This window comes from Collinsella phocaeensis (assembly GCF_900119895.1).
GTDB classification, from domain to species: domain Bacteria; phylum Actinomycetota; class Coriobacteriia; order Coriobacteriales; family Coriobacteriaceae; genus Collinsella; species Collinsella phocaeensis.
This window is the reverse complement of record NZ_FQLR01000004.1, coordinates 743,370-769,401: the sequence shown is the minus strand read 5'-3', so window position 1 is coordinate 769,401 and position 26,032 is coordinate 743,370. Positions and strand designations below refer to the sequence as shown.

Genomic DNA, 26,032 nt, shown 5'->3' with positions numbered 1-26,032 from the left:
GCTACTCCCCTTTCCGCATCGCGGCGACGGCCGCATCGAGCCGCGCCTCGTCGAACAGGTTGCCGCGGCCCAAGCGGCCGCGCGGGTCCAGCGCGACCTTGAGGCGCGCCATCTCGTCGATAGCATCGGAACCGTACATAGCGAGCAGGAAGTCGCGCTTGATCTTGCCCACTCCGTGCTCGGCCGAGACCGCGCCGCCCATGGCCGTGACCTCGCGCGCCCAGGAGCGGAAGAGCTCCTTGCCCGCGGCGTAGTCGCGCTCGTCGCGCGGCAGCACGTTCACATGCAGGTGGTTGTTGCCGATATGGCCCCACGTCGCGCTCTCGAGACCCGCCTCCGCCAACGTGCGGCGATAGAGGGCCACGACGTCGTGCAGGCGCTCGTCCGGCACGGACATGTCCGAACCCAGCTTGGTGATGGCGGGCGCGGTGCGGCGGCGGCGGTCGATGAGCATGTTGACGCTCTCGGGGACAGCATGGCGGAAGAGGCGCTGACGCTCGCGGTCCACGTCCGTGCGGGCCACCCAGGAGTCCTTTTCGCTGCCGCCCACCGAGCGCATGAGCTCGCCCGTGCACTCCAGCTCGTCGTACGCCCGCCCCTCGTCGTCGCACTCGAGCTCCACGAACACGCAGGCGGCGAAAGATTCGGGCACCGCCGGGAGCGAGACGAACGCGGCGCAGCCCGAGCGTGCGGAGCGCAGGATCCCCAGGGCGCTGCCGTCGAAGTACTCGAGCGCCGCGGCGCACGAGAGCCGGGGGCGGGCGGCCGACACGAAGTCGAGCGCGGCGGCCTCGCTCGCGAAGAAGCAGTTGATGCCCCAGGTGACGCACGGCTCCGGGCTGAGCACCAGCTCCAGCTCGCTGATGATGCCGAGCGTGCCGTCCGACCCGATGAAGAGGTCCACGGCGTCCATGTCGTCCTCGGCGTAGTAGCCCGAGGCGTTCTTGGTGCGCGGCATGGTGTAGCCGGGCACATCGAGCGCAAGCGCGCGCCCGCCCTCCGTGACGAGCTCGAGGGTGCGCCCGTGAGCCCGGTGCTCCCCGCGGCGCAGGTCGAGCACGTCGCCGTCGGCAAGCACCACGCGCAGGGCGCTCACGTGCGGGCGCATGGGACCGTACCGATAGCTGCGCGCGCCCGAGGCGTTGCACGCCGCCATGCCGCCCACGCAGGCGGACGTCTCGGTAGGATCGGTCGGGAAGAACTGCGCGGGGCCGCCGTAGAGGGCATCGAGCGCCGCGAGGGACGCCGCGTCCCAACCGGCCTGCGGCAGCGCCTTGGCGGCGAGCAGGCGACGCAGCTCGGCGAGCACCACGCCCGGTTGGACGCGCAGATGGAACGCGCCCCCTTCGTCACGCCGAAGACCGAGATAGCGGTTCATCCGCGAAAGGTTGAGCACATGGCCGCCGTGCGGCACGGCGCCGGCGGCAAGGCCCGTGCGGGCCCCCTGGACCGTGATGGGCGCATCCGGCGCGGTGCGTTCGAGCTCGGCCAGGACGGCGCGAAGCTCCGCTTCGTCGGTCGGAAACGATATGGACGAGGCTTCGCCCATGGTTCTCGATTCGTCACGCCGGTATTCGTCGAATTCCGGCGCCCAGTCCCGTATGCCCCGCATGTCAACCTCTTTACTGTGATGGAGTGAGTGCATACAGTATGGAGCCCGATTGTTTCCGGGCTCAAAACAATCTGTTTCGAAACATAGCGGGGGCGCGCCGGGCCCGGAAACCTCAATTTGGGGACAGGCACCAAATTGAGGTGGCGGCGCCGGGTCCCGAAGACCCGGAACAGACCGAACCCCCCATCTGGCAAATGGGGCAGCCGCGTCCCATGGCGCCGCCCGCGGCATCGGGGACGTATCCCTCGTGCCAAAAGGGACGCACCCCTTTGGCGCACCGGGCCCCGGAAACGGGCCTCGACCTCCCCCCATCGCCCATGCCTCAATTTGGTGCCTGTCCCCAAATTGAGGTGGCGGCGCCCGCGGGAGAAAGCGATCGGGGGCACCGCCCCGATTGGCCTCGCTACAGGTATCGGCCCGTGACGCTCGCCCCGCAGCACGCAAGATCGGACGGCGCGCCGGAAAACACCACGCGCCCGCCGTCCTCTCCGCCGCCCGGCCCCATGTCGATCACGTAATCGGCGTTGCGGATCATGTCGAGATCGTGCTCGATCACCACCACGGTCGCCCCGGCGCTCACCAGGCGGTCGAACACTGTGAGCAGCGTGCGCACGTCGAGCGGATGCAGCCCGATCGTGGGCTCGTCGAACACGAACACCGCGTCGCCCTGCGCGCGCCCCATCTCGCTCGCCAGCTTGAGGCGCTGCGCCTCGCCGCCCGAGAGCGCGGGCGTGGGTTCACCGAGCGAAAGATAGCCCAAGCCAAGATCGGAGAGGGTCTCGAGCCTGCGCACGACCTTCTTGAGTCCGCAGCAGGCGTCGAGCGCCTCGTCCACGCTCATGGCCATGAGCTGCGGCAAGGTGATGAGGGAGCCGTCGGCGCGTAACGGGTTCCGCGGCACTCGGGGCACGGAACCTCGACGTCGGGCAGGAACTGCACGTCGAGCGAGATGGAGCCCGTGCCGTCGCAGACCGGGCAGCGCAGGCTGCCCGTGTTGTAGGAGAAATCGCCCGGCTTGAGCCCCTGCGCCGCCGCCTCCTCGGTGCGTGCGAACGCACGGCGCAGCTCGTCGTGGACGCCCGCATAGGTTGCCACGGTGGAACGCACGTTGGCGCCGATGGGCGTCGCGTCGATAAGGCTCGCCCGGGCGATCCCTTCCGCGTCGACGCCTCGCAGGCATGCGGGCAGGGCCGCGCCCGCGGACGCGGCGGCAAGCGCCGGCAGCAGCTCCTCGAGCACGAGCGTCGTCTTGCCCGAACCGGACACCCCCGTCACCGCGACGAGCCTGCCGCGGGGAATCTGGACCTCGAGGGGTGCCACGGTGTGCAGGCGATTCGTGGAAAGCGCTATGCGCCCCCGGTCGAACAGCTCATCCGGATCGACCTGGGTGCGAACCCGCGCCGGCACCGCATGCAGGAAGGGCGCGATGCGGCTCGCCGCGCTGCCGACGACCTCGTCGACGGCGCCCTGCGCGATCACGCGGCCGCCGTTCGCGCCCGCGCCCGGCCCCATCTCCACCAGATGGTCGCACGCCTCGAGCACCCGCGTGTCGTGGTCGACCACCACGACCGAGTTGCCGTCGGCCACCAGGTCGCGCATCACGCCGATGAGCCCGTCGACGTTGGCGGCATGCAGGCCGATCGACGGCTCGTCGAGCACGTAGAGCACGCCCGTGGTGCGGTTGCGCACCGCGCGGGCGAGCTGGACGCGCTGGCGCTCTCCCGTGGAGAGCGTGGAGCCCGCGCGGTCGAGCGCGAGGTACCCCAGGCCCAGGTCGAGCAGGCGCCGGGCCGTATCGCCGAACGAGTCGCAGATATCGGCCGCCATGGCGCGCAGCTCCTCCGGCAGAGCGGAGGGCACGCCCACGACCCACGCCACCGCATCGTCGAGCGCCATCGCGCAGACGTCCGCGAGGCCGATGCCGCGGATGCGCGGGGCGCGGGCGGCGGCGGAAAGGCGCGAGCCTCCGCAGTCGGCGCAGGGCTCCTCGCGCAGGAACTTCGCCACGCGGGCGAGCCCCTTCTCGTCCTTCACCTTGGCCAGCGCATTCTCCACCGTGAACACGGCGCTGTAGTAGTTGAAGTCGAGCTCGGCGAAATCCGTGCCCTTCTTGGCTTTGTAGAGAATGTGCCTGCTCTCCATGGGCCCGTGGAACACGATCTCGCGCTCGGCGGGCGTGAGCTCGCAAAACGGCACGTTGATGCGCACGCCCATGGCCTCGCACACGTTCTTCATGAGGTCGAACATGAGCGATCCCCAGGGAAGGACGGCGCCGTCCGCGATGGAGATCGACTCGTCGGGGACGAGCGACGCCTCGTCCACCGTGCGCACGATGCCCGTGCCCGAGCACGTGGGGCAGGCGCCGCCCCCGTTGAAGGAGAGGTCCTCGGCGGAAGGCGCCCAGAACTCGCGCCCGCATGCCGCGCAGCGGATGGGCCTGCCAGCCGCGACGTTGAGTGCAGGGTCCGCATAGGCGCCGCACGCCGGGCAGGCATGCGACGCAAGCCGCGAGAACATCAAGCGCAGGCTGGCGTTGAGCTCCGACATCGTGCCGAACGTGGAGCGCACGCCGGGAACGGCCGGGCGCTGGTGCAGCGCGAGGGCGGCGGGGACGTACAGCACCTCGTCGACGGAGGCGCGGCTCGCCTGCGTGAGGCGGCGGCGCGTGTAGGTCGACAGCGCCTCGAGGTAGCGGCGCGAGCCTTCCGCGTAGAGCGTGCCCAGGGCGAGCGAGCTCTTGCCCGACCCGGAGACGCCGGCGATGCCCACGAGCTCGCCGAGCGGAATGTCGACATCGACGTCCTTCAGGCTGTGCACGCGCGCTCCGCGCACGACGATATGATCCGGCTGCTTCCCCATCGGAGCGCCCCTTCCCCAAGCCGCATGGAACCCGAGGCCTCACCCTAGTCGAGACCTCACCGTAGTCTACAGCCGGGAACACAGCCGTCCTGTGCAAAACGGAAGACCTCGAGTTCGGGATACCCCTCGAATTAGGGACGGTCCCTAAGTTGAGGTGCAACCACAGCGGGGAGGCGGCAGGACGTACGCCGCGCGCGAACGTGAGGCGGAGCGCAGCGCGTGACCGACGCTGCACCCCGTCCTTTTCCCAACCCCAATTTAGGGACTGCCCCTGGATTGAGCAGACCGTCCGTAGGCTACGGAAGCGCTATTGCCCCTGGTAGGACGACGCCTTGGGCGGAGTCTTGCCCTTGAGCTCGCTATGGTAGGCGGCATAGGTGAGCGGCTCGGTGTCGGCCAGGCGCTCGATCTGCTCGGCCTCGCCGATGAAGAGCATGTGCGTGCCCACGTCCACCGTCTCGACAAGGCGGCAGGCGACGAGCGCGCAGGCGTGCTCGGGGCAGTACGGCGCCCCCACCTCCGAGACGCGCGTCTCATACTTCCCGAACTTGTCGTACGTGTCGCTCGAGCGGAACCCGAAGTTGCCGATATACGGCATGTCGGCGGTGCGGTCGACCACCGTCACCGCGAAGGCGCCGGCGCGCTCGATCACGCCCGTCGTCACGTTGTCCTTGTGCACCGCGACCATGATCTGGACGGGGTCGGCGGTCACCTGCGTGGCCGTGTTGACGATGCAGCCGGCGCGCTGCGCGCCGTCGTCGGCGCACACCACGTACAGGCCGTAGCTCATCTTGAACAGCGCCGTGAGGTCCATCTGCGCTCCTCTCGTTTCGCGGGCGGCCGGAACCGATGCGGACCGGCTTCTCGCCCATTGGGTCATCGAGACGCATCGTAGCGCGCGGTGGGCGCGACGCGCCCCGGCAACACCGCCTGTGGACGAGAAGGACGGGGTGAACGCGGAGAGGGGACGCGCACCCCATGACCCTCCGGCCGCGCCCGCGCAGCGCACCGATCGACACCCCGGCATCCGAACGGAATCCTCAGAAAGGGGACAGGCACGTTTCTGAGGCGCGCTTCCGAGCTGAGGGACTCTGGAGGGAACGGGCGCATCCCGTGTTTCTGGGGCCCAAGCTGCCCGAAGCCAGGGCACGCCGGGAAGCCGAAAGCCCATCTCGGCCCCGGACCGCCTCAGAAAGGTGCCTGTCCCCTTTCTGAGGCCCCTATCCGATCGTGTACGTGGCCTTCGCCGAGGTGGTGACGCCTCCGTAGACGTCGGTGAACTCGAACCAGCACTCGTAGGCGCCCTCCTCGAGCGGAACCTCATCCAGTCCGGGGGCATCGGCGCCCACCACGATCTCGTCCCCGCGCGGCTCGAGGGTCTCGCTGGAGAGCGCGCAGACGACGTCGCCCTTCTCGAACGAGCCGAGGTAGCGGTCGGAAAGCCCCGTCACGCGATCGATTCCGTCCCAGATCCCGAGGATCTGGAAATGCCCCGTCTCCTTCGGCCCCAGGTCGTCCTCTACGACCTCGCCATCCCAGATCCAGGCGAACCGGATGTTGGCGGGCTCGCCGTTGACCGTGACGGGGGCGGTGTAGACGATGTAGCCCTCGTCGTAGCCGGCGTCGACCACATGGGAATCGAGCGGCATGCCGTCCAGCGCGATGCAGTCGGCGGGGAGCTCCGCACCGAAGCGCAGGGCCTCCCAGTCGTCGATGATGTCGATGTCCTCGCACATGAAGGGGGTCCCGTCGATGCGGCGCACTACCAGCGAGAGGTCGTACAGGTCGTACCGCGATCCCTGCTCCGCCCGGGCATAGAGCACCCCGTCCTCGATGGAGCCCGCGTCGGCGAGCTCGACGTGCGCCGAACCCGCTCCGTACATGCGAGCGAGCCCCTCCGCGTACCCGGAAAACGGCGTGACCTCGTCGTAGGCGGAAAGCTCGTCGGAGCTGAACGCGACGGGGTAGTAGAACGACAGGCCGTGCGCATCCGCCGTGGCGGAGCCGGCAACGCAATGGACCACGGCATCGGACGCGGCGTCGGCGAGCGCCGAGAACGCCTCCCCCGCCGGACCGCCGTCGCGGGAGTTCGCCTCCGCGAAACCGATGAGGTCGATCATGTTCGTCGGCTCGACGCCCTCGTCGTCATCGGCGCCGAACGCCTCGGCCGCCCGAGCGCCGTCGGCAAGCGCCGACAGGGCGCGTTTCGGCTCGTCGGCGTCCGCGTACACGTCGATCGCCGCGTCCAGCGCCTCGCCGACCACGTCCATGGCCGAGAGGTCGATCGCGGACAGGGTCGCAGAGGCCTCCGTCCCGAACCGCTCGCAGCGGTCCCAGAAGGCGTCGCAGATGGAGGCGGCGACGTCCTCCGTGTCGAGCGCGGGCCCCTCGGCGAGCGCATCCACGAGCGCCTCGTAGTCCCAGCCCTCCCCGGGCTCGAGCTCCTCGGAGGCGACCAGGTAGCGCGCCTCGCCCGCGAGGGCGCCCGCGACCTCGGCCGAACCCATGAGGCAGGCGTCCATACCCGCGATGTCGTAGGGGACGCCGCCCCGGGCCTCCGCGCCCGCGGCGAGGGCGGCCTCGAGCTCGTCGATCCCGAGCGAGTCGTAGCCCTCGTTCTCGTCGAAGCAGACGCCGCCCAGCGGGCCGCCGCCATGGTTCCACAGCACGACCGCCGCGCGCTCGCTCGGCGCCTCGTCCGCGCAGAACGCCAAAAAGCCGCCCAGGGTATCGCCCGACCCCATCGAGGCCGCGTCGAGCGACTCGAGCAGCTCGAGCTCGCCGTCGCGAACCTCGAAGCGCTGGATGGCGCCCGCGTCGATCCCCTCGATGCGCCAGGCGCGGGCGCACGCCGCGCCGCCCGACAAGACGGCGAGGGCGGCCGCGAGGGCGACGGGCAGCGCACGGAGCCCGCGGCGGACGGGCGGCCTGCGCGAGCCGAGCGAACGGTTATGCGGTCCACCTGCAAGCATCGAGCCCTCCTCTCCCGTCTCCTACTTGCCCCTCGTGACGACCTGCAGGACGAACATGTCCTGCAGCGGGGTCTGCCAGTTGGTGTACGCGGGGTAGCGCCCGGAGAAATGGGCCTTGTCGGCGGTGAAGCCCGCGTCCTTGGCATTCGTCACGCTGGCGACCTCGAACGTGTCCATCTTCCACACGTCTTCCTTCCATCCCGTATCGAAGCGGTCGGAGGTGATGAGGTGGCGGGCCGAGGCGAACCCGATGTCGCTGAGCTCCTGCTTGAGCGTCGCGGTGCCGCGCAGGCGCGCGGCCATCTGCTTCGCCTCCTCGGTGCCCATGTAGCGCGACGTCCAGTCGAAGTCGCCGCGATAGGTGCTGCCGGACTTCGTGAAGGAGCGGAACGGAGACTCCGCCTCCCACCTCTTCCCGCCCTGCATGTTGGAAAGGTTCTGCTGCTGAGCGCGCGACCAGCCCTTGCCGGCGTCGGTCGCCGAGAGCGGGTGATACCACCTGCCCGTGGTGTTGCAGTACTGCGACGCGCTCGCGACGCGGGCGGCGAGGGCCTGGTCGTAGCTGGCCTTCGCCTCCTCGTAGGTCTTCAGCTGCTCGCGATACCACACAAGCTCTGCATAATCATCGTCGCTGAGCGTATATTCCCAGCACGAATCGTACAGCGAGCTGTCTTTGAGAATCTCCCCGATGAGCCAGGTCTTGTCGGGCGCCTGCGGCTCGGCCCCCCCTCAAGCCGTTGACGAGATCTTGCTCGATGCCGTCGTAATAGTAGAAGGACGTGACGTCGAGCTTGCACTGCTCGTTGATGAGCTTGTCCACCCCGCGCGTCATCTCGTCGAGCTCGCCCAGCACGTCGGCGTACTCGCCGTCGTCGTCGGCACCGTAGGCGAGCTGGACCATCTGCGCTCCCTGGGCCCAGACCAGCGCGAGGCTCTCGCGGAAGCTCCCGCGGAGCGGGAAGGTCTGGACGCCCCAGTTGTACGACTTCGCAAGCAGGTTGTCGTACATCTCGACCAGGTTGGATCCGCCCTTGCCGGAGTAGTTGGGCATCATGAGGCGGTTGTAGAGCACGGGGAGCTCGTCGGCGATCGCGTCGATGCGCTTGGAGTCGCGCTGGCTCTCGCTGAGCTGGAGGATGAGGCGCTCGCGCTCGGCGGGATCGGAGGTCTTCTGGATCTTATCCATCTTGCCGCGCAGGTAGCGCTCGGCGGAGCTGATCTTCTCGATCGAGGAGCGGGCCGCGTCGATGGCGCGCTCGCTGGACTCGATGTCCACGGCGTCGGCCAGGGCCTTGAGCTGCCCGGACACGTCGGCGACCTGCTGCTGCACCTTGACGATCTCGGCGAGCAGCTCGTTGTTGGTCACCTCGTAGAGGCTCGTGCCGAGCGCTGGGTCGAGATACGCCTTGCAAACCTGCTTCCAACCCATCTGCGCGAGGGCGGAGAGGCCGGACTTGCCGCCGGAGATGATGATGTCCTTCACGTCGAAATCGCGCGCCGTGGACTCGTCGAGGGCCGCCATGGCCTCGCTCGCCGGCGCGGGATCGGACTGCTGGCCCAAGACGCCCTCCACCGGCGCGACATCCACGGAGACGACCGAGTCGGCGGTGACGCCGTCGCTCGGGACGACGATGCTGTAGGCGCTCTCGCCGTTGGACTCGATCCTGACGCCGTCGACCTCCTTGTCGTCGACGGTCACCGTGACGTCGCCTTCGGTAAGCTCGTCGTCGCTGTTGTGGAGCTCCGCCTCGAGGCCGATCGTCTCGGAGTCGGCGTCCTCGAAGTCGAAGGCCACGTCGACCCAGGGCTCGGCGGCGGTGAGCAGGCAGGACACCTCGCCGCCCGTGACGTTGCCCTCGTGCACGAGCGCGGCGCCCTCGAGGGCGGACAGCGGGTTATCGGACTTCTCGGCGTCATCGAGCAGGGACAAGACAATCGAAAGGCCCTGGGGCGTATCGCGGCGCACCGAATCGACGGAGTAGAGGTCGGTGCCCTCGATGCTGAAGTCGTCCGCGGAGACGCCCTCGCCGAAGTAATAGTCGTGCGCCTCGACGGCGAGCGTCAGCTTGGAACCGTCGAGCTTCGACTCGTCGTAGTCGACGGTGAGGTACGGGTCCACGAAAGCGATGGAGACCGCATGGTAGAGGGGCTCCTCGGCCTCGGCGGCGGCAGTCTCGGCGGCCGCGGCGTCGTCGGCCGGCACATCCGCCTCGATGACCTCGGCGCCCTCGGGGGCGGGTGTCATCTCGTCGAGGGGGGCGTCCGAGATCTCGGGCTCCTCATCGGAAGCGGGGATGTCCACCGCATCGGCGGCGAGCTCGACGTAGGCGACGGATGCGCCGTTGTTGGCGAGCCCCTCGGGCCGCTGCGCCATGACCTCGAGCTCGGTGTCGCTCACGCGCTTCGCCGAGGCGACCGACCAGCCGGACAGCGCGCCGTCGAGGCGAAGCTGCGCGGGGTCGACGGAATCGGCGAGCGCGCCCTGCTCGAGGACGAGGCCCAGCTTGACCTCATCAAGGTTTCCGTAGATGAAATCCAGCTCCGCATCGAGAACGCTGGACGAATCGTCGATCGCCACCGATCGGGCGAACCCCTCCGCGCCCATCTCGGCCGAACCCTGCTCGGGTGATTCCCCGGCGCATCCCGCGAGCGCAGACGAACCCGCCGCGAGCATCGCGGCAAAGCCGATCGCGAGCGCGCGCTTCGCCAGGCACCTGTACATTTCCGCCTCCCCATCGTTTCGGAACAGCATGGCTGAATGACCTATTCTAGATGCGCATCCGGACACAGGGCTGCTCCTGTGGGAAATGCGGAACGAATGTCGTGTTTTCGGAACGAGTGCGATGCGCGCAGATACGCCGCGAGCGGTGGATGCAGCATGGAGTGCCGGGAGTCGCACGTGGGCGGCATCAAAAGCATCATGAGGTGTTCACTCGACCTCCACGCGGTATGCGTAGACCCGCGGGTCCGCAACATCCACCCGGGCGCTCATAACCCATGCAAGGTCGCCACGGCGGGCGTCTTCCTCGGACACGATGTAATAGAGCTGGAAGCGCTTATCGGGATCGATCCAAAGGTCGCGCCAATAGTTTCCCGCCGCCTCGCCAGGCAGGCGCGGCCCCATCGGCTCGTAGCCGCTCGCCCAGACCGGCGTCTCGCATCCGGCGAGCACGCGATATGCACCCGCCCCGCCGTACGTCATCTGGTCGAACTCGACGCGCGGGTATTCGTTCTTCGGCACATCCGGGAACTCCAGCCCCGGATCTGCCGTGGAATCGTACGTGCACAACATCGCGTCCGCGAGGCAGAACTCCACCTTCTCGTCCTCATGGCTGCGCACATCGACGTCGACAACCAGATATGTAGAGCCCTCAGGAAGCGTCGTATCCCCGTTGACCTCGCACGGCAAGCGCCCGCCCGCGTCAGACTCGGAATCCAGCAAATCGAAATAGTAGACGTCATCACGCGTCATCCCGTCTGGCAGACGGTCCGCGAGGAAGAACCTGGGGTCGCTGTACTCCAGGGGACGCAGCTCGATGGCCTCGTCAGACGGCGAGCCGACCAGCCGGCATCCGCCCTCGACCATGACGACCTCCTCGGACGTGACGGGCGAAACGACCTCGAGCACGCGCCCCGCAGGGACATCGACCTCCCCGGCCGAGCAGCCGGTCAGCAACAGCGCTGCGAGCGCCATCGCGAAAACGCAAGCGGCAAGGCGCTCCCAGACCCCGTATCGCAAAGACGGAGACAGGACAGCCCTCTGTTCATCGTTACAACTCATAACGAGCGCCCCCTTACAGGTAGAGCTGGTTGTAGATGTCGAGCGCGCGGGCGGGGCCGGCGTCAGGGTCGAACATCACCAGCTTGCCGTCCCTCACAAACAGGATCTCATCGCTCAACTGGTCCACGTTCTCCAAGATATGCGACGACATGAGCACGCCTGCGCCGCGCTGGGCGAGGCCGCGCAAAATTCGCGAGTTGAGCTGCACGTTGGTCGGATCGAGCGCGTTCATGGGCTCATCAAGCAGCAGGTAGCGCGCGCCCGTCATATATGCGATGGCAAGCGTGAGCTGCTGCTTCATACCTTGCGAGCAAGCTCGAACCCGCTTGCCGAGAAACCCGTCGATCCTGCAGGCGCGAGCCACGTCCGCGGGATCGCGCTCGGATTTCCAAAGCTTGCGCGTCATGGCGAGATGCTCCGCGACGGTCATCCCGGGATACAGCAGCGTCCCTTCTCCTGGAGCGTAGAAGACGCGGGCGCGGCGGCGCGCCACCTGGTTGGCGGGAAGGCCGTCGACATCGACGATGCCGGAGACGCGCGCGCCCTTGATGCCCGCCATGGCCTTGAGCAGCGTCGTCTTTCCATAGCCGTTCGGGGCGACCAGCCCCATGATGCGGCCGGGCTCCAATCCAAAGGAGACATCGTCCAGCAGCACGCCGCCGCGATATGACAGCGTGAGATGAGAAACCGATAGCATGATCTTGCTCCCTATTTCGCTCGTTCATTCGATCAGGCCGATCCCGTCGATGCGGGTATCTTCGGCACGCCCACATCGCCGTGGAGGGTGCGGGATAACTGACCGATCGGCCGGCACGCCCCACCGGGAGGCGCGGCAGCCAACCCGGCCGGCACGCCCCGCCACCGGGAGCCATCAGATTCGAATGACGCAAGAGCGATCCCTGACCCGAGCCCCGCGGGCGGCTATGGCCGCAGAGACACGCGGGGCGATGCAGGCGAACACCAGCAGGAAGGCTATCGATGCGGCAAGCACCGCGGCTCCGATGAGGCGCGACGCCCCGCACGCCGCGGCGATTGTGTACCCCGCTGCCCCGACCACGCGGGCGACGTCGAGGTACGTCAGCGGCAGCCAGCCCAAGACGAGGGCGGCGACGCCGTCGGCGGGCGCCAGCAGCGACGCCTGGACGGCAAGCGCGGATGCCGCGAGCGCGAGCACGGCGGCGACGCAAACGCTCCGGAAGCTCTGCGTCAAGCGTTCGACGCATGCTAGGAACGCGACGACGAAACCGCTCGCGAGCATCTCCATGCCCGCTCCGGATAGCAGCGACGACAAAACGGTCGCGCACACGACCTCGCCACCCTGCACGAACACCACCGGCTGGCCCCAATCGCCGATGCCGTGGCGCATCGTCGCGCATGCGGTGCCTGGCACGATCACGCATGCGAGCATGACGATCGCGATGGCGCCCGCGACCACGACGCCCGCAGCGAGCTCGACCCCGCTCGACACCGGCGCCTGCTGCACGAGCGCCCCCTTGCAGCGCAGACGCGCGATGCCCAGAGCGGACGCCACCGCGGGAACGAGCCAGAACGCGAACGGGGCAACGCCGAAGATGAAGGAGAGGTAGTAGGAGCCGGGCATCAGGGTGCTAAGACCATAGACCTCGGGGGCGTCCAACGATGCCATCCCCTCGAGCAACGCGATCTTTCCCTCGACGACTACCGGATCGCTCACGGGATCGACCTCGGGGATCTGCAGCTCGGCAGGCGGCCCTGCCGGCCCGAGCCCCGCCACCTCGAGGCGCAGCCGCTCGTACTCCGCAAGGCTCTCGTAGCCCTCTTGGAGCGTGGCCGAGTACACATACCCGCTCAACGCATCCGCAAGGCGCTCGAGCGCCCCCGCCTCCGCCGAGCCCTTTTCGTAGACGCCAGAGGACAGGGCGCCGTAAAGGGACTTCAGCTGGTTCCCCTCATAGCGCGCATGGGAGAACTCGGATGTATCCGGGTCGACTGAGAAGACCGCCGGCAAAACAAGCGCCGAAGCCATGATGAGCGCGAGCGCGTACAACCCGGGGCCCGCGAGCAGCATGCGTGCCAACGCCGCCGAATAGCCCGCGAAATCCGACAGCCAAGACGATGCCGGCGCCTCCACCGAGGCCGCCGCATGACGGGGCCGCGCATGGGCGCCGCCGTGACCGCGCGCATGGGCTCCGCCGGGTCTCCGCGTAGGAAGACCACCGCGACGCCGCGGCCCGCGGTCCCCCCAGCTCACCAGCGCCCCCAGGGGAGCCAGCAGGGCGAGCAGCGCGCCGGCGCCGGCAACCGTCGCCCCGAGCACCAGGCAGCCCCGCCCGAACGTGACGCCCGCGAGGAAGCGGGGCGAGGGGATCGCGCCGTAACCCAGCGACCCCGCGGCGTACTCGGTCCACAGGTACGAGGACGGCAGATACGGGGCGATATCGCGGTAGCGCGAGAACTCCCCGAAGTAGCCGGGGAATAGCGGAAGCGCCATCATGCATCCGAGCAGGACGACCGACGGGAGGACGGAGTCAAAAAGCGAGGCGCTCAGATGCATCGCGAGCGAGACGACAAGCGACACCAGCACCATGAGCACGATGTTGCGCGCGAGGACCTCCCCCACCGACGAGACGACCAGCGCGGGCCCGGAGCCGAACAGCACGGGATACGAGAGATCGCCGACGCCAACGCGCAGCATCTGCGCGACGAGAGCGGGGGCGCAGACGACGACCAGGGCCGTAAGGGCGATCGACGCCGACGCGAGGGTGCCCAGCAGCAATCGCCTCCTGTGCGTGCACGGAGCTTGGGTCGCCAAGCGGCCCCGAGTCTGCAAAGAGGCGCCGAGCCCGCACACCGCCACAAGGGGAACCATCCAGAACAAGAGCTCGCACTGCCCGTTATACGTCATCATCCCGTCGCCCTGTGCGGTGTAGATGAGCGGCAGCTGAGCACCGGGGAGCGCAAGAAGCAGCTTGTGTCCAAACACGGCATAGAGCGACGCCGGCATATGATCGGGCACCATGTAGAGGTCGCTCGCCCCGGAATCGGCGAGCGCCTGGTACGCCTCCGCCCGATCAATAAGCGATTGCGATCCGGCATAGCCCTGAACCTCGGCCGTCACGCGATAATAATCGGCAGCCGCCTCGAAGTAGCCGTGCGCATCGCCCGCATCGTAGCGCTCGATCATCCGATCCGCCGCTGCGGCCTTCTTCCGTCCGCCCTCGCCCAGCCATGCGGTCACGGCGTTGTCGACGGAATAGGCCTGATCATCCAGCGCGTCGCTCGAAGCGTAAGAGCGGACATTATCGACCTCGATCCGCTCGACCTCCTGCCAGCCATCGAGGTAGCTCGACCCCAGGACGGGAAGCAGGTAGAGCACCTGCAGGGCCAGGAGCATAACCACGAGCACCCTACACGAGGCAACCCTGCGCGCGATGATTCGGAATATGCGAAGCAGCATGTCGACCTCGCCCCCTGATGCCCGCCGGGGCACTGGTGCGCCCCGTTGCGACGAACATAGCACATCATCTAGCTAAAGCACCCCTGCAGGATAGGTGGCTGATTTTGTTTTGCCAACGGCAGGAAGGCGGAATCTGGGTATATCCGCGAGCAAGTTCTACCGGCGAGCGAAAGGACGCCACATGCTCACCATCACCACCACCAACAACCTCGACGGCTACGAAATCGTCGAGTACCTGGGCATCGTCACCGGCGAGGCCGTCAGCGGCATCAACATGTTCCGTGACATCGGCGCCGGGCTGCGCAACGTCTTCGGCGGGCGCTCCGCCGGCTACGAGGACGAGATGAAGCAGGCGCGCGAGGAGGTCCTGCGCGAGCGGCACCGCGGTGAAGGTGCGGCGCATCGAGCGCTAGGTGCGGATTCGCATGCAGGAGGGCGCCGTCACTCACCACGAGCGACGGCGCCCTCCTTATAAGCGCTCAAATTAGGGACAGGCACTTTTCTGAGCATCGAGCGCTCGATTGAGGAGCGGCTGCTTTTCAGAACACTCTGCTCCCGCATCTTGGGCACGCGAATCGAAAACGAACGCATCCTCTCGACACCGAGGGCAGCCTTCGCGTTGACCCTCGGACGCACCTCAACCGGACGGACCTCGATTGCGCGAGCCCCAATCGAACGGGCGGGCCTCAACCGGGCGAACGGGCCTCAATTTGGTGCCTGTCCCCTTTTTGAGGGGCGCGCTGAGGGACTACTCCGCCAGCTCCTCGACCTCGACCTCGTGCTTGTGGGCCTCGCGGCCGTAGGCGATCCAGTAGCCCACGCCCACGATGAGGATGCCGCCCGCGATGTTGCCGAGCGTGGCGGCGGAGAGGTTGTACAGCAGCGAGCCCGGGGTGAGCGCATCCGCGCCGGCGACCGCCGTGCCGAATCCCGCGGCCTTCGCGGCAAGCCCCATGGGCAGGAAGAACATGTTCGCGACGCAGTGCTCGAAGCCCATCACCACGAACGCCGCGACGGGCAGGATGATGCCGAGCACCTTGTCGGCCGTGGTGCGTGCGCCGAAGCCGATCCACACCGCCAGGCACACCAGCAGGTTGCACAGCACGCCCTTGAAGAACAGGGTGTGCCAGGCGGGGGTCACCTTGCCCACCGCGAGCGACACCATCGCGTCGCCCACCGCCCCGCCGTCGAGCGCCTGCAGGTTCGAGCCGAAGATGAGCGCGGCGATCGCGACGGCTCCCACGAAGTTGCCGCACCACACGATCGTCCAGTTGCGCACCAGGCCGCGGCCGGAGATCTTGCCCGACACCTTGCCGAGCACCATGAGGGCGTTACCGGTGAAGAGCTCGGCACCGCACAGCAGGACGAGCTCCAGGCCCAGGCAGAAGCAGAGGCCGCCGAGCGCGCGCTGCACCGCGAACCCCATCTCCGCATCGCCCATGACGACGGTGAAGAACGCCGCGCCCAGGGCGACGAAAGCACCGGCGAACATGGCGAGCACGAAGAGCTTCACGAGCGGCATGTTCGCCTTGCCGATGGCGACGTGCTCGGCCTTCGACTCGATCTGCTCGGGCGTGAGCGCGTCGGGGACCAGATGGTGAGCGGGTACGGCGCGGGTCGTCTTGGGGTCGTGGGCCATGGGCACCTCCGTTGTCGTCAATAAGCCTCAGCGATTGTACCGGATTGCGCTCGGGCGAGCAGCATGGGCGCCGGGCAGGCTCGGAGAAAAGGAACGAGTTGGAGAACGGGTCGGCTGGCGAGACGGAAGCGGTAGAGAAGCACAGCGGCCACCGACTCAGCCACCCGCCCGTGCTCAATTTGGGGACAGGCACCTTTTTGAGGCGTGGGGGGCTGCCCCCTCTCAATTGAGGGACAGGCCTTTTTGAAGTGAAGCAGAACCTCGGCCCTTTTCGCGCTTCGCACTTCGCGCTGCACGCGCCACACGCACTTAGCCCTCGCGAGGCCCGGCCGGGCAGCACTCCCCCGTCGAACGGGTCGCCACGGTGCGGGAACTCGCCAAGCCTTCCCTCAATTTGGTGCCTGTCCCCTTTTTGAGAGCCTCAATTCGGTGCCTGTCCCCTTTCTGAGGTACCGGCAGCGGCCTCGGCTCGACGCTACTCCCCCGCCGGAACCTCGCCGGTCGCCAAGATCCGCTCCATCTGCTCCTCGTCCAGGACGGGCACGCCCAAGCTCTCGGCCTTGGTGAGCTTCGACCCCGCCTTGGGACCGGCCACCAGGTAGCTCGTCTTCTTGGAAACCGAACCGGTCACCTTCGCACCCAACGCCTTGAGCGCAGCCCCCGCTTCGTCGCGCGTACGGTTGACCAGCGTGCCCGTCAGGACGAACGTGAGCCCCGCGAGCGGCTGGGACTCGGCGAGCCCGGCATCTACGCCCGTCGTCTCGGCGGCGCGCGCCGCGGCGGCGCCCAGATCCTCCTCGAGCGCCATGCCCGCATCGCGCAGGCGTTGCAGCACCTCGAGGTTCTCGGGCACGGAGAGGAACTGCCTCACGCTCGCCGCGATCTTGGGGCCGATACCCTCGCAGCCCGCGATTTCCTCCTCGCTCGCCTGCACGAGCGCATCGATGGTGAGAAAGCGCTGCGCGAGCACCTCGCCCACCGTCTTGCCCACGTGGCGAATGCCGAGGGCGAACAGCACGCGGCCGAGCGGCTGGCTCTTGGAGCGGTTGAGCTGATCGATCGCCTTGGCCGCGATCGTGTGCCCCACGGGGATGGGATCGCCCGCGACCACGCCCTTCTTGGCGTTTGAGGTCGCGTAGGTACGGCCGGTGTCGAGCGCTGCAAGCGTGTCGACATCGAGCTGGTAGAAGTCCGCGACGTCATGCACCAACCCGGCCTCGACGAGCTTGTCCACGAGCTCCTCGCCCACGCCGTCGACGTCCATGCAGCCGCGGCTCACCCAGTGGATGAGGCGTTCCTTGAGCTGCGCGGGACAATCGAGCGACACGCAGCGGTACGCCACCTCGCCGTCCTCGTGCACCACGGGGCTGCCGCAGGCGGGGCACGCGGCGGGCATGTCCCACTCGACCGAATCCGGCCAGCGCTTCTCCAGCACGGGGCCCACGACCTCGGGGATCACATCGCCCGCCTTGTGCACGATGATGGTGTCGCCCACGCGCACGTCCTTGCGGCGGATCTCGTCGAGATTGTGCAGCGTGGCGCGGGCGATCGTAGAGCCGGCGACGGTCACCGGGTCGAACTCCGCCACCGGGGTAAGCACGCCGGTGCGGCCCACCTGGATGCGGATGTCGCGCAGCACGGTTGTCTTCTCCTCCGGCGGGAACTTGAAGGCGATCGCCCAGCGCGGGGCGCGAGCGGTGAAGCCCAGGTCGTCCTGCTGGGTAAAGCTGTCGACTTTCACCACCACGCCATCGATGTCGTAGTCCAGGTCGCTGCGGTGCGCCAGCGCGTCGGCGCAGAAGGCGTGAACCTCCGCCGGCGAGGTGCAGCGGGCGACGTTGGGGTTGACGGAGAACCCGGCGCTGCGCAGCCAGTCGAGGAACTCGTGCTGAGAATCCACGTGCAAAGGCGCGGTGTCCGCGATGGCGTAGATGAAGGTCGCGAGGTCGCGCTTCGCCGTGACCTTGGGGTCCTTTTGGCGCAGGCTGCCGGCGGCTGCGTTGCGCGGGTTGGCGAAGGGGTCGCGGCCCTCGGCGTCGGCCTCGTCGTTGAGGCGCATGAAGCTGCCCTTGGGCATGTAGACCTCGCCGCGCACCTCGATGGGAGCGGAACGATCTGCGCCCATGTGGGCGAGCGCCGCCTCGGACAGGTGCATGGGCACGTCGTGGATGGTCCGGACGTTCAGCGAGACGTCCTCGCCCGTCGTGCCGTCGCCGCGCGTCGCCGCGCGCACGAAGGCGCCGTCTTGGTAGGTAATCGCCACGCCCAAGCCGTCGATCTTGAGCTCGCAGGTATAGGCCACCTTGCCCGCGCCCAGCGCGGCCTCCGTGCGGTCGAGCCACTCATCCAGCTCTTCCAGGTTCATGGCATCATCCATGGAGTACATGCGCGCCATGTGCGTGACGGGCGTGAACTGTTCCACGTCCACGAAGCCGCCCACGCGCTGCGTGTAGGAGGAGGACGTCACCAAGTCGGGATAGGCCGCCTCGATCTGCTGAAGCTCGACCAGGAGCTTGTCGAAGGCCGCATCCGTGATCTCCGGCGCGTCCAGCGCATAGTAGCGGTAGGCGTGATAATCGAGCAGATGGCGAAGCTCCGCCGCACGCTCAGCCGCCCGGGCACGGGCATCTTGCTGCACGGGCGCGGGCGCGGACGCCCGCTGCGCCCGCATCCGCTCGTTTTCCGCCAGATCACCGAACAAACTCTGCTGCTCCGCCACGTGCGCCTCCTTGGTACCTGCTTTCAGCCTATACAGGGTACCATCCCGCGACAAGTTGCCATCCCGCGCCCAACGACCACTTCACACTTGAGAACCGACGCCAATTGAGCTAGATGCAACTCGGGCCGTCGAAGCGGCTGCGAACAAGCGCGGGCGTGCAACCGAGGCCAGCGACTCCGAGCAGAAGCGGACGCCCAGCCTGAACCGGCAGCTCTAGGCTGACGCAGGCGCCTGGCCGCCGGCACGCCGCGCGGGGTGATCCGCGCCTGGTCAATAATACGGTCGAGACAGTATCGGGCGCGCGTATACATGGAATCGGACTCCCCTCGTCTCGCTGGAAGCCACATGTTGAGAGACATGTGTATCGCTATATTCCTTGCCGGTATGCCAAATCTCAGCAGATCGCGACGCAACAAGCCTCCCGGGACACACGAAGGAGCCCAATGGGCCGCCAGCAATCGCGGACGATACTGTCTCGACCGAATTTTTGACCACTCTCGCTGCATGCCGTCGGGACCCATGCATAATCGAGGTATATTTCTGTCCCATATCTCACTATGCATGCATAAGCAAAAGGTCGGGCGGCAAGTGCCCGAAAGCGACGAGCAAAAGCCCTGCGTTTCCGGTGGAGCCGCATTCGGCCCCACAAGAAGATGCACGGCATGCGCTCAAATCCGCCAACCAAGAAGGAGCGCCCTGCGGCAGCAGGGCGCGTTACCGACCCAAGGACGCCGACCGCGCGCGGCAGCCGGCAAAAGAGCCTCACCGTCCAAGAGGAGCCAGCAAGACAGGGGGCGCCTCCGGCAGCAACCGGAGGCGCCCCCTCGGGACATCGGCGACGCGACGCCCGGCAATACGCCCCGCAGCGAAGGCACCTATGCCCTCGCGACGGAAACCGAGCCGTCTTCCGTCTTCTTGCCCTCGCCCCCGAAGTGCCTATAGCACCAGCTGGTGACCAGCGGGGTGAGAATGGCCGTGACGATGGCGCAGGCCGCGACCTGAGCCGTTGCCGTAGCGAGCACCGCCCCGCCGTAAAGCGACCCGTTGACGCTCGCCATAGCGGCAGGCGTCGCCACGTTCGCGCCGGCGCAGCTGGAGATCGCCGCACCCGCCACGCCGGTGCCGCCCGTGAGCCGGTCGACCAGGATGGTCGGAATCGCGAAGACCACCGAGCAGATGACGCCGAGCAGGATGCCGGGCAGGCCGCCGTTGACGAGCTGACCGAAGGTCATAGTCGAACCCATGGCGAAGAACACAAGCACGATGATGCCGGAAAGCGCGGGCGCCATCATCTTGCGGAAGCTCGGGAAGACGTTGCCCAAGATAATGCCGACCACGATGGGCAGCACGGCGCCCACGAGGGACCAGCCGATGGGTGCCTGGCCGGCAGCGCCAAGCACGATCATGGTCACCGGAGGGCCGACGATCAGCGTGGTGATGGCCACGGCGCCGCGCTCGGCCTCGTTGCCCATGGTACCCATGAGACCGGCGTACATCGCGTTGTTCGCGCCGGTGCAGGCGGCGAGCATCACCATGGCGGAGATGCCGAAGAGATTGTCGTCGAACACGTACAGGATGAGCAGCGAGACGGCGATGACGACGACCTGCTTCACCGCGATGATGATGGCGCCGCGTGCAGCCGCCGCGGGCGCGCTCTTGAACGAAATGGTCGTACCCACGACCAGGAGAAAGGCGCCCACGAGCGGGCTCGCGCCCTGCTGCGTCATGCCCAACGTGAAGCTTCCGAGCGTCTCGAACAGACTGGGAAACAGCGTGTTGAGCAGGCATCCCAACAGCAACGGCACCAAGATGTTGGCACCGGGGATCGATGACATTCTGAAGAAGGGCTCTTTGGTTTCGCCTGCTTTGGATTCACTCATATATGACTCCTCAAAACGCGGGGCCGTGCGCTCGCGGCCCGATGCCCCGCATTGTCTACATTAGCTGCGAGGCGTGCGCCCTGCGGCAAGACACCCCGTTCACCTGGCGCATTACCCGTCGAGGACGATGCCGCCGTCGCAGTCTCCGATCTCGCCGTTAACGAAGCTCGCCAAGTCGGATGCGAAGAAGAGCACCATCTGTGCCGGTTCGCTCGCCTGGGCAGCGCGGCCCAGGGGGATGCCGTTGATGATGCGCTGCGAGCTCTCGTCGGAGAGGATGGAGGTCATATCGGTTAGGGTGAGCGACGGGCACACGGCGTTGCAGCGCACGCCGAACTTGCCGCCCTCCTTGGCGACCGCCTTCGTGAGACCGTTGACGCCCGCCTTCGAGCTGGCGTAGGCAGCGGTGCCCAGCAGGCCTCCGCCGATCTTGCCCGCAACGGAGCTCACGTTGACGATCGTTCCGGCGTGCGCCTCCTTGAAGTGCGGGTACACGGCGCTCATCATGGTGAACGTGCCGTTGAGGTTGATGTCGATGGTGCGGCGCCACTCGGCGTCGTCGATCTCATCGAACTTCTTGGTGCTGATCACGCCGGCGCAGTTGATGAGGACGTTGGTCTGGGGCAGGTCCTTGAAGATCTGTTCGACGGTCTCGCGCGCCTTGGGTGCATCGGCGACGTCGAGCTGGTAGAACTTGTTGCCCTCGCCCAGCTCGGCCACCGCTGCCTCGCCCTTGGCGGCGTTCCTCGCGATGAGCGCGACGCGCCCGCCGCCCTCGACGATGCCCTTGGCTATCTCAAGTCCGATGCCCTGGGTACCTCCGGTCACAATCGCGGTCTTGCCCGTGAAGTCAAATGCCATGCTGTTCCGTCCTTCCCTCTTCGGTGCGCTTTCTGCGGGAAGTCGGAGCATCGCTGGCGGCGAACCGTCAATCCAGCAGCCGTAGTGGTGACGGCCTCTCGCGTTTCGCAAATACTGTAATTCCCCATATAAATACAGAGAACATAATGAGAAACATTTAATATACAGATTAAAACTATCCCCGATGTGGGTTTTTTGGTTGATTTGGTCTTGCGCGCAGTCCTACGATAATAAATTTTTCAGCTCAGCACTCGGGTTCCTCGTCCACACGGCACGATTACCGCGCCCAGACGGCTGGACGCACGGCGAAACCTCTGCCATCTGCTCGATCACCATGCCTTGAGCGCACCCAGGGGCACCAATGCACCACGTTTTTCGTATTGCTTCTGGAAATCCCTTAGTAGACCGAATTGCCCACCCATAAAACCCCGGGTAGGGATTTGCGATTCCAGCAGCATACTTTCGCCTTCTCTGAACCCGTACGAAAAACGTGCCCCATGCGCAGCCAATCGCTTCGGGAGGCGGCAAACAACACCAAGAGACCGTGCGATGTAGAGCCGATCGGAATCTCCGCGTTCAGGATTGCCTTGTCGGAAGACGACTTCACGCACAGGATCGGCCGGCGAAGCCCCTCCGCCCTCCAAGCGTCAAGCGGCACGGCCAAAGCCACCCGGCCGCAATCGTCTGATCGAAGTCGCCCGGCCGCATCTCCGCGTCATCCAGTCAACTACGACGCCATGCGCAGAACAACGAGCGGAATAAGCGTCGCCGCGACAACAAACCCCCAGGTGAGACCTATGAACAATGGCCAATGAGGCAGCAGGCGGCGCCAGATAAAAGTCTGCGGCGGCTTCGCGCCCGGTCGATACCCCTCAAGGAACGCCGCGATTTCAAGCATGTTGGAAAGCTCGTGCTCCCGCTTGATGCGGCCCATCTTCATTGCGAACACCGATGCCGGAATGAGGACGGCGAACCGCACCAGATTCTCGACCCGGCTGATCGTATACGCCTGATCCCACGGGAGAAACTCATACGCCAGCGTCGTCACGATGAGGCCGATAAGCACCTCGACGAGAAGCACCGCATTCAGCGCAAGCGCGAGCACGATCGTCCTGCGCTGTCGGGCGGTCTGCTCGAGATACTCCTCGGAGCGATCGTCCAGCAGCGCATCGAGCGAAATACCGAACACGGCCGAGAGCAACTTCACGCTCTCGACGTCCGGCAACGTCTTACCCTTCTCCCAGTTGATGACCGTCTGGCGCGATACGAACACGCGCGCGGCGAGCTCGCCTTGGGTCATACCCGCGTCTTCGCGCAGGGATCGGATGCGCGCGCCCACCGTGGATTCGACTCGCCGCACATCTCCCGCCTGCTGTACGGACTCCCCGGACTCCCGCGACGAAGCAACGACACCCTCATCGCACCGACGGTCAACGAGACCCGAGCTCGATTCGCTCATGGCAACCTCCGCATCCCTATGGGGTTCGCGGCGCACGCCACAGGTGCCCGCTGCGACCACTATACCCACGGCAGCACGGTGCGCGGTGCGTTTCACCGCGGTTTCTCGCGTATAAATCCTTTTACACCCTCATCCACCTGGCATTTTTAAAACGCGCAAGACAGGCCCCCTCCCTCGCAAAGGAAAATGAAACTTGACAAACCGATAGCAGACAGACGTCTCACCGCCCGCCCGGCAAAGCCCGAGCCGGCGTAGGCGCGCAGCCGAGCCCGCGCAGACTTGTGATTCGGTGACCGCGCGTGAAGGCCTGAGGGGCCTCGGCGGCAACGGATCTCAAGAGAGGGAATTCATCATGAAGCAACTGAACGAGAAGGTCGCCGTCGTCACCGGCGCCGGCCAGGGTATCGGCAAGGGCATCGCGCTGTGTCTCTCCAAGCGCGGCGTCAAGATCATCGCCACCGGCCGTCGCCTCGAGCCCATCGAGGCCACTATCGCCGAGATCCGCGAGCTCGGCGGCGAGGGCTTCGCCATGACCTGCGACTCCACCGACCGCGAGCGCGTCTTCGAGGTCGTCGAGAAGGCCGTCGAGACCTACGGCTCCATCGACGTCATCGTCAACAACGGCCAGGCCATCGTCCCCTCCCAGCCCGTCGAGGACACCGAGTACGACAACATGCTCAAGGCGTGGCAGTCCGGCGTAATCGGCTCCCTCAACTACATGCAGGCCGCCTTCCCCTACATGAAGGAGCAGCACGAGGGTCGCATCATCAACTTCGCCTCCGCCACCGGCATGTTCGGCATCGCCGGCCAGCTCGCCTACGGCTCCAACAAGGAGGCCCTGCGCGGCCTGACCAAGATCGCCGCCAAGGAGTGGGGCCAGTACGGCATCTGCGTGAACATCGTCCTGCCCGGCGCCGAGTCCCCCGCCGCCAAGGCGTGGGCCGAGAAGTTCCCGGAGGAGTACGCCAAGCAGGTCAACCTCAACCCGATGAAGCGCTTCGGCGACCCCGAGGGCGACATCGCCCCGGTCATCGCCTTCCTCGCCGGTCCGGGCTCCTGCTACTTCTCCGGCCAGAGCGTCATCGCGGACGGCGCCAACAGCATCATGCCGTAACGCTCACGCACGGCAATCGAAGCACCCCCATGCGACGGGCCCCTCGCCTCGAGGGGCCCGTCGTCATGCAGCGGCCTGCTACGGCAGCGCCGCCGCAGTGCAAAGCGGGCGCGCCCAGCGGAATCAGGCGCTCGCGATCGTTGCGCTCGCCACCAGCACCACCGCCGCGATGGCTAACGCGGCGGTGACCCCGTAGCGCCACCAGTCCCACTTAGCGAGAACCCAGCGATAGAACCAGTCGCGCGGCAGCTCATCCGGCGACGCGCGCCCCTCCAGAAACGCCACCACGTCCGTCGCCGCCATGAGGTTGCGCGCCCTCAAGACCCGATCCCTGCTGAACGTCGCCTTCCACGTGTACGCCATGGTGACAAACTGGATAACGAGGAGCACCAGGTTGCATCCCTGATAGGACGCCTCGGTTCCAGCACGATCGCGCAGCCCCACGCGGACCAAGGCGAGCGCGATGAGCACCGCCACGCAGGCAACGTCGATGACGAAGGAACGCAGCAGAGACCGCCTATCGTCTGCTGCAGCACGCGCCAGCTCTGCGGCATCGCCACCGAGCAGCCCATCCGCCGTCGTACCGAAGACGTCCGCCAGCAGCCGCAGGCTATGAATGTCCGGCAGCGTCACGCCGCGCTCCCAATTACCCACCGTTTGCCGCGTGGCAAAAACCGCCTCGGCAAGCTGCGCCTGAGTCAAACCCGCCTTCTCGCGATGCTCTCGTATTCGCGGACCCACGCTCATGTTCTGCATAATCGGCACCCCCTAAAGCGCGCGGCGGGCATAGCCTTTCGCGAAGTTATACCCCATAGAGACCATCGCCGCGCTCGAACGTCGCAATAGGGGCATGGCGAACGTCTTTGCCATGCCCCTGAGCTGGGGGAACGCTCCGAGATTTCACATGGAGGCCTATATTGGAGCCTCCAACGAGCGCCTGCCGCCAATCTGCGGCGCGCGCCCGTTCTCAGAAAAGTGCCTGTCCCCTTTTTGAGGCGGCCCCTATCTGGGGTTTAGGCGTAGACGATGGCGATGTAGACCGCCGCGAGCGCCACGAGGAACAGCGTGTACAGCGCGGGAATGTTGGTAAGGATCGTGCGATAGAAGACGTTATTCGGCGGCTCCTGGCCCGCAGGATAGCCCTCGACGAACATCATGATCTCCACCGCGTCGCCCAACTCGCGCCCGCGCGTGATCTCGCGCATGCGCCTCGCGACGGGAATGGAGAACGCAGCCAGGGTGATCCGGATGCCGTTGCACGCAAGTCGCGCCGTATAGTTCGGCTCGCCGCGCAGGAACGACACATCGATAACGCTCACGACGAGATAGAGAACGAACAGGACGGCGAGCGCAGCGAGGCACCGCGTGAGCTGGCGGCGGGCCCCAATCGTCTCCCGCGCGATCGCGGGGACCTCGTCGCCCAAAAGCCCGTCGACGGTGGTGCCCAGCGCCTGGGCGACCAGCTGCAAGCTCTGAACGTCGGGGAGCGTCTTTCCACCCTCCCAGTTGCCGACCGACTGCCGCGTGACGAACGCGGCGGAGGCGAGCTCGGCTTGCGTCAATCCCGCCTGCTCGCGGCATGCACGAATGCGTGCGCCCACGGTCTGCGCGATGCTCATGTCGGCCTCCATCCCTCGAAGGTTTGCCTCATCATAGGCTACGCAATCCCCGTATGCCCGCTCGCGGGACCACGCATACCG

The 26,032-nt window shown here is 66.8% G+C and carries 19 protein-coding genes; 2 read left to right on the top strand and 17 right to left on the bottom strand.

Going from position 1 to position 26,032, the window contains the following annotated elements; all coding sequences use genetic code 11:
- Position 1: 1 nt before the first annotated feature.
- The 10 genes from BQ7355_RS05340 to BQ7355_RS05300 all read right to left on the bottom strand — a co-directional run bounded on the left by BQ7355_RS05340 (position 2) and on the right by BQ7355_RS05300 (position 14,660).
- Complete coding sequence (locus BQ7355_RS05340; RefSeq protein WP_240307328.1) at positions 2-1,549, bottom strand: FAD-binding oxidoreductase; 1,548 nt, start codon at positions 1,547-1,549, stop codon at positions 2-4.
- Positions 1,550-2,015: 466 nt separating this feature from the next.
- A complete protein-coding gene (locus BQ7355_RS09375; RefSeq protein ID WP_240307327.1) occupies positions 2,016-2,471 on the bottom strand; it encodes a hypothetical protein in 456 nt (151 codons plus the stop codon).
- Positions 2,450-4,471 carry an excinuclease ABC subunit UvrA gene (locus BQ7355_RS05335; RefSeq protein WP_240307326.1) on the bottom strand — a complete coding sequence of 674 codons (2,022 nt, stop codon included), beginning with the start codon at positions 4,469-4,471 and terminating at the stop codon, positions 2,450-2,452. The genes BQ7355_RS09375 and BQ7355_RS05335 overlap by 22 nt, the downstream gene beginning before the upstream one ends.
- Before the next feature lie 307 nt (positions 4,472-4,778).
- Positions 4,779-5,285 (bottom strand): flavin reductase family protein, encoded by a 507-nt coding sequence (locus BQ7355_RS05330; protein ID WP_072415260.1) that lies wholly within the window; start codon positions 5,283-5,285, stop codon positions 4,779-4,781.
- A 406-nt stretch (positions 5,286-5,691) separates the two neighbouring features.
- Positions 5,692-7,443: a clostripain-related cysteine peptidase gene (locus tag BQ7355_RS05325; RefSeq protein WP_072415259.1), complete on the bottom strand. Its 1,752-nt coding sequence runs from the start codon at positions 7,441-7,443 to the stop codon at positions 5,692-5,694.
- Positions 7,444-7,464: 21 nt separating this feature from the next.
- Positions 7,465-8,052: a hypothetical protein gene (locus BQ7355_RS05320; RefSeq protein ID WP_072415258.1), complete on the bottom strand. Its 588-nt coding sequence runs from the start codon at positions 8,050-8,052 to the stop codon at positions 7,465-7,467.
- 13 nt (positions 8,053-8,065) lie between these two features.
- On the bottom strand, positions 8,066-10,195 hold the full coding sequence (locus BQ7355_RS05315) for a hypothetical protein (protein WP_143761760.1): 2,130 nt from the start codon (positions 10,193-10,195) through the stop codon (positions 8,066-8,068).
- A gap of 177 nt (positions 10,196-10,372) precedes the next feature.
- Positions 10,373-11,224 carry a hypothetical protein gene (locus tag BQ7355_RS05310; protein ID WP_143761758.1) on the bottom strand — a complete coding sequence of 284 codons (852 nt, stop codon included), beginning with the start codon at positions 11,222-11,224 and terminating at the stop codon, positions 10,373-10,375.
- Positions 11,225-11,237: 13 nt separating this feature from the next.
- The gene (locus BQ7355_RS05305) at positions 11,238-11,921 is read right to left on the bottom strand and encodes an ATP-binding cassette domain-containing protein (RefSeq protein WP_072415255.1); all 684 of its coding nucleotides are present in this window, start codon (positions 11,919-11,921) and stop codon (positions 11,238-11,240) included.
- A 174-nt stretch (positions 11,922-12,095) separates the two neighbouring features.
- Positions 12,096-14,660, bottom strand: coding sequence for a hypothetical protein (locus BQ7355_RS05300; RefSeq protein ID WP_143761756.1), 2,565 nt, complete (start codon positions 14,658-14,660; stop codon positions 12,096-12,098).
- Between the two features lie 181 nt (positions 14,661-14,841).
- On the opposite strand from BQ7355_RS05300, the gene BQ7355_RS05295 reads away from it, so the two are divergent.
- Positions 14,842-15,135, top strand: a complete 294-nt coding sequence (locus tag BQ7355_RS05295) for a YbjQ family protein (protein WP_072415253.1) — start codon at positions 14,842-14,844, stop codon at positions 15,133-15,135.
- Positions 15,136-15,408: 273 nt separating this feature from the next.
- Here BQ7355_RS05295 and BQ7355_RS05290 read toward each other — a convergent pair whose 3' ends face one another.
- From BQ7355_RS05290 to BQ7355_RS05270, 5 genes are all read right to left on the bottom strand, one after another.
- Complete coding sequence (locus BQ7355_RS05290; RefSeq protein WP_072415252.1) at positions 15,409-16,299, bottom strand: formate/nitrite transporter family protein; 891 nt, start codon at positions 16,297-16,299, stop codon at positions 15,409-15,411.
- Between the two features lie 475 nt (positions 16,300-16,774).
- A complete protein-coding gene (gene ligA, locus BQ7355_RS05285; RefSeq protein WP_072415908.1) occupies positions 16,775-18,970 on the bottom strand; it encodes an NAD-dependent DNA ligase LigA in 2,196 nt (731 codons plus the stop codon).
- A 923-nt stretch (positions 18,971-19,893) separates the two neighbouring features.
- Positions 19,894-20,898, bottom strand: a complete 1,005-nt coding sequence (locus BQ7355_RS05280; RefSeq protein WP_072415251.1) for a 2-keto-3-deoxygluconate permease — start codon at positions 20,896-20,898, stop codon at positions 19,894-19,896.
- A 111-nt stretch (positions 20,899-21,009) separates the two neighbouring features.
- The gene (locus BQ7355_RS05275; protein ID WP_072415250.1) at positions 21,010-21,759 is read right to left on the bottom strand and encodes an SDR family NAD(P)-dependent oxidoreductase; all 750 of its coding nucleotides are present in this window, start codon (positions 21,757-21,759) and stop codon (positions 21,010-21,012) included.
- Between the two features lie 727 nt (positions 21,760-22,486).
- Positions 22,487-23,218: a helix-turn-helix transcriptional regulator gene (locus BQ7355_RS05270; RefSeq protein ID WP_072415249.1), complete on the bottom strand. Its 732-nt coding sequence runs from the start codon at positions 23,216-23,218 to the stop codon at positions 22,487-22,489.
- Between the two features lie 352 nt (positions 23,219-23,570).
- On the opposite strand from BQ7355_RS05270, the gene BQ7355_RS05265 reads away from it, so the two are divergent.
- Positions 23,571-24,332, top strand: a complete 762-nt coding sequence (locus BQ7355_RS05265; RefSeq protein ID WP_072415248.1) for an SDR family NAD(P)-dependent oxidoreductase — start codon at positions 23,571-23,573, stop codon at positions 24,330-24,332.
- A 123-nt stretch (positions 24,333-24,455) separates the two neighbouring features.
- On the opposite strand, the gene BQ7355_RS05260 is transcribed toward BQ7355_RS05265, so the two are convergent.
- Together BQ7355_RS05260 and BQ7355_RS05255 are read right to left on the bottom strand one after the other, a co-directional pair.
- A complete protein-coding gene (locus tag BQ7355_RS05260; RefSeq protein ID WP_072415247.1) occupies positions 24,456-25,088 on the bottom strand; it encodes a helix-turn-helix transcriptional regulator in 633 nt (210 codons plus the stop codon).
- Between the two features lie 257 nt (positions 25,089-25,345).
- The gene (locus BQ7355_RS05255; protein WP_072415246.1) at positions 25,346-25,951 is read right to left on the bottom strand and encodes a helix-turn-helix domain-containing protein; all 606 of its coding nucleotides are present in this window, start codon (positions 25,949-25,951) and stop codon (positions 25,346-25,348) included.
- Between the last annotated feature and the right edge of the window lie 81 nt (positions 25,952-26,032).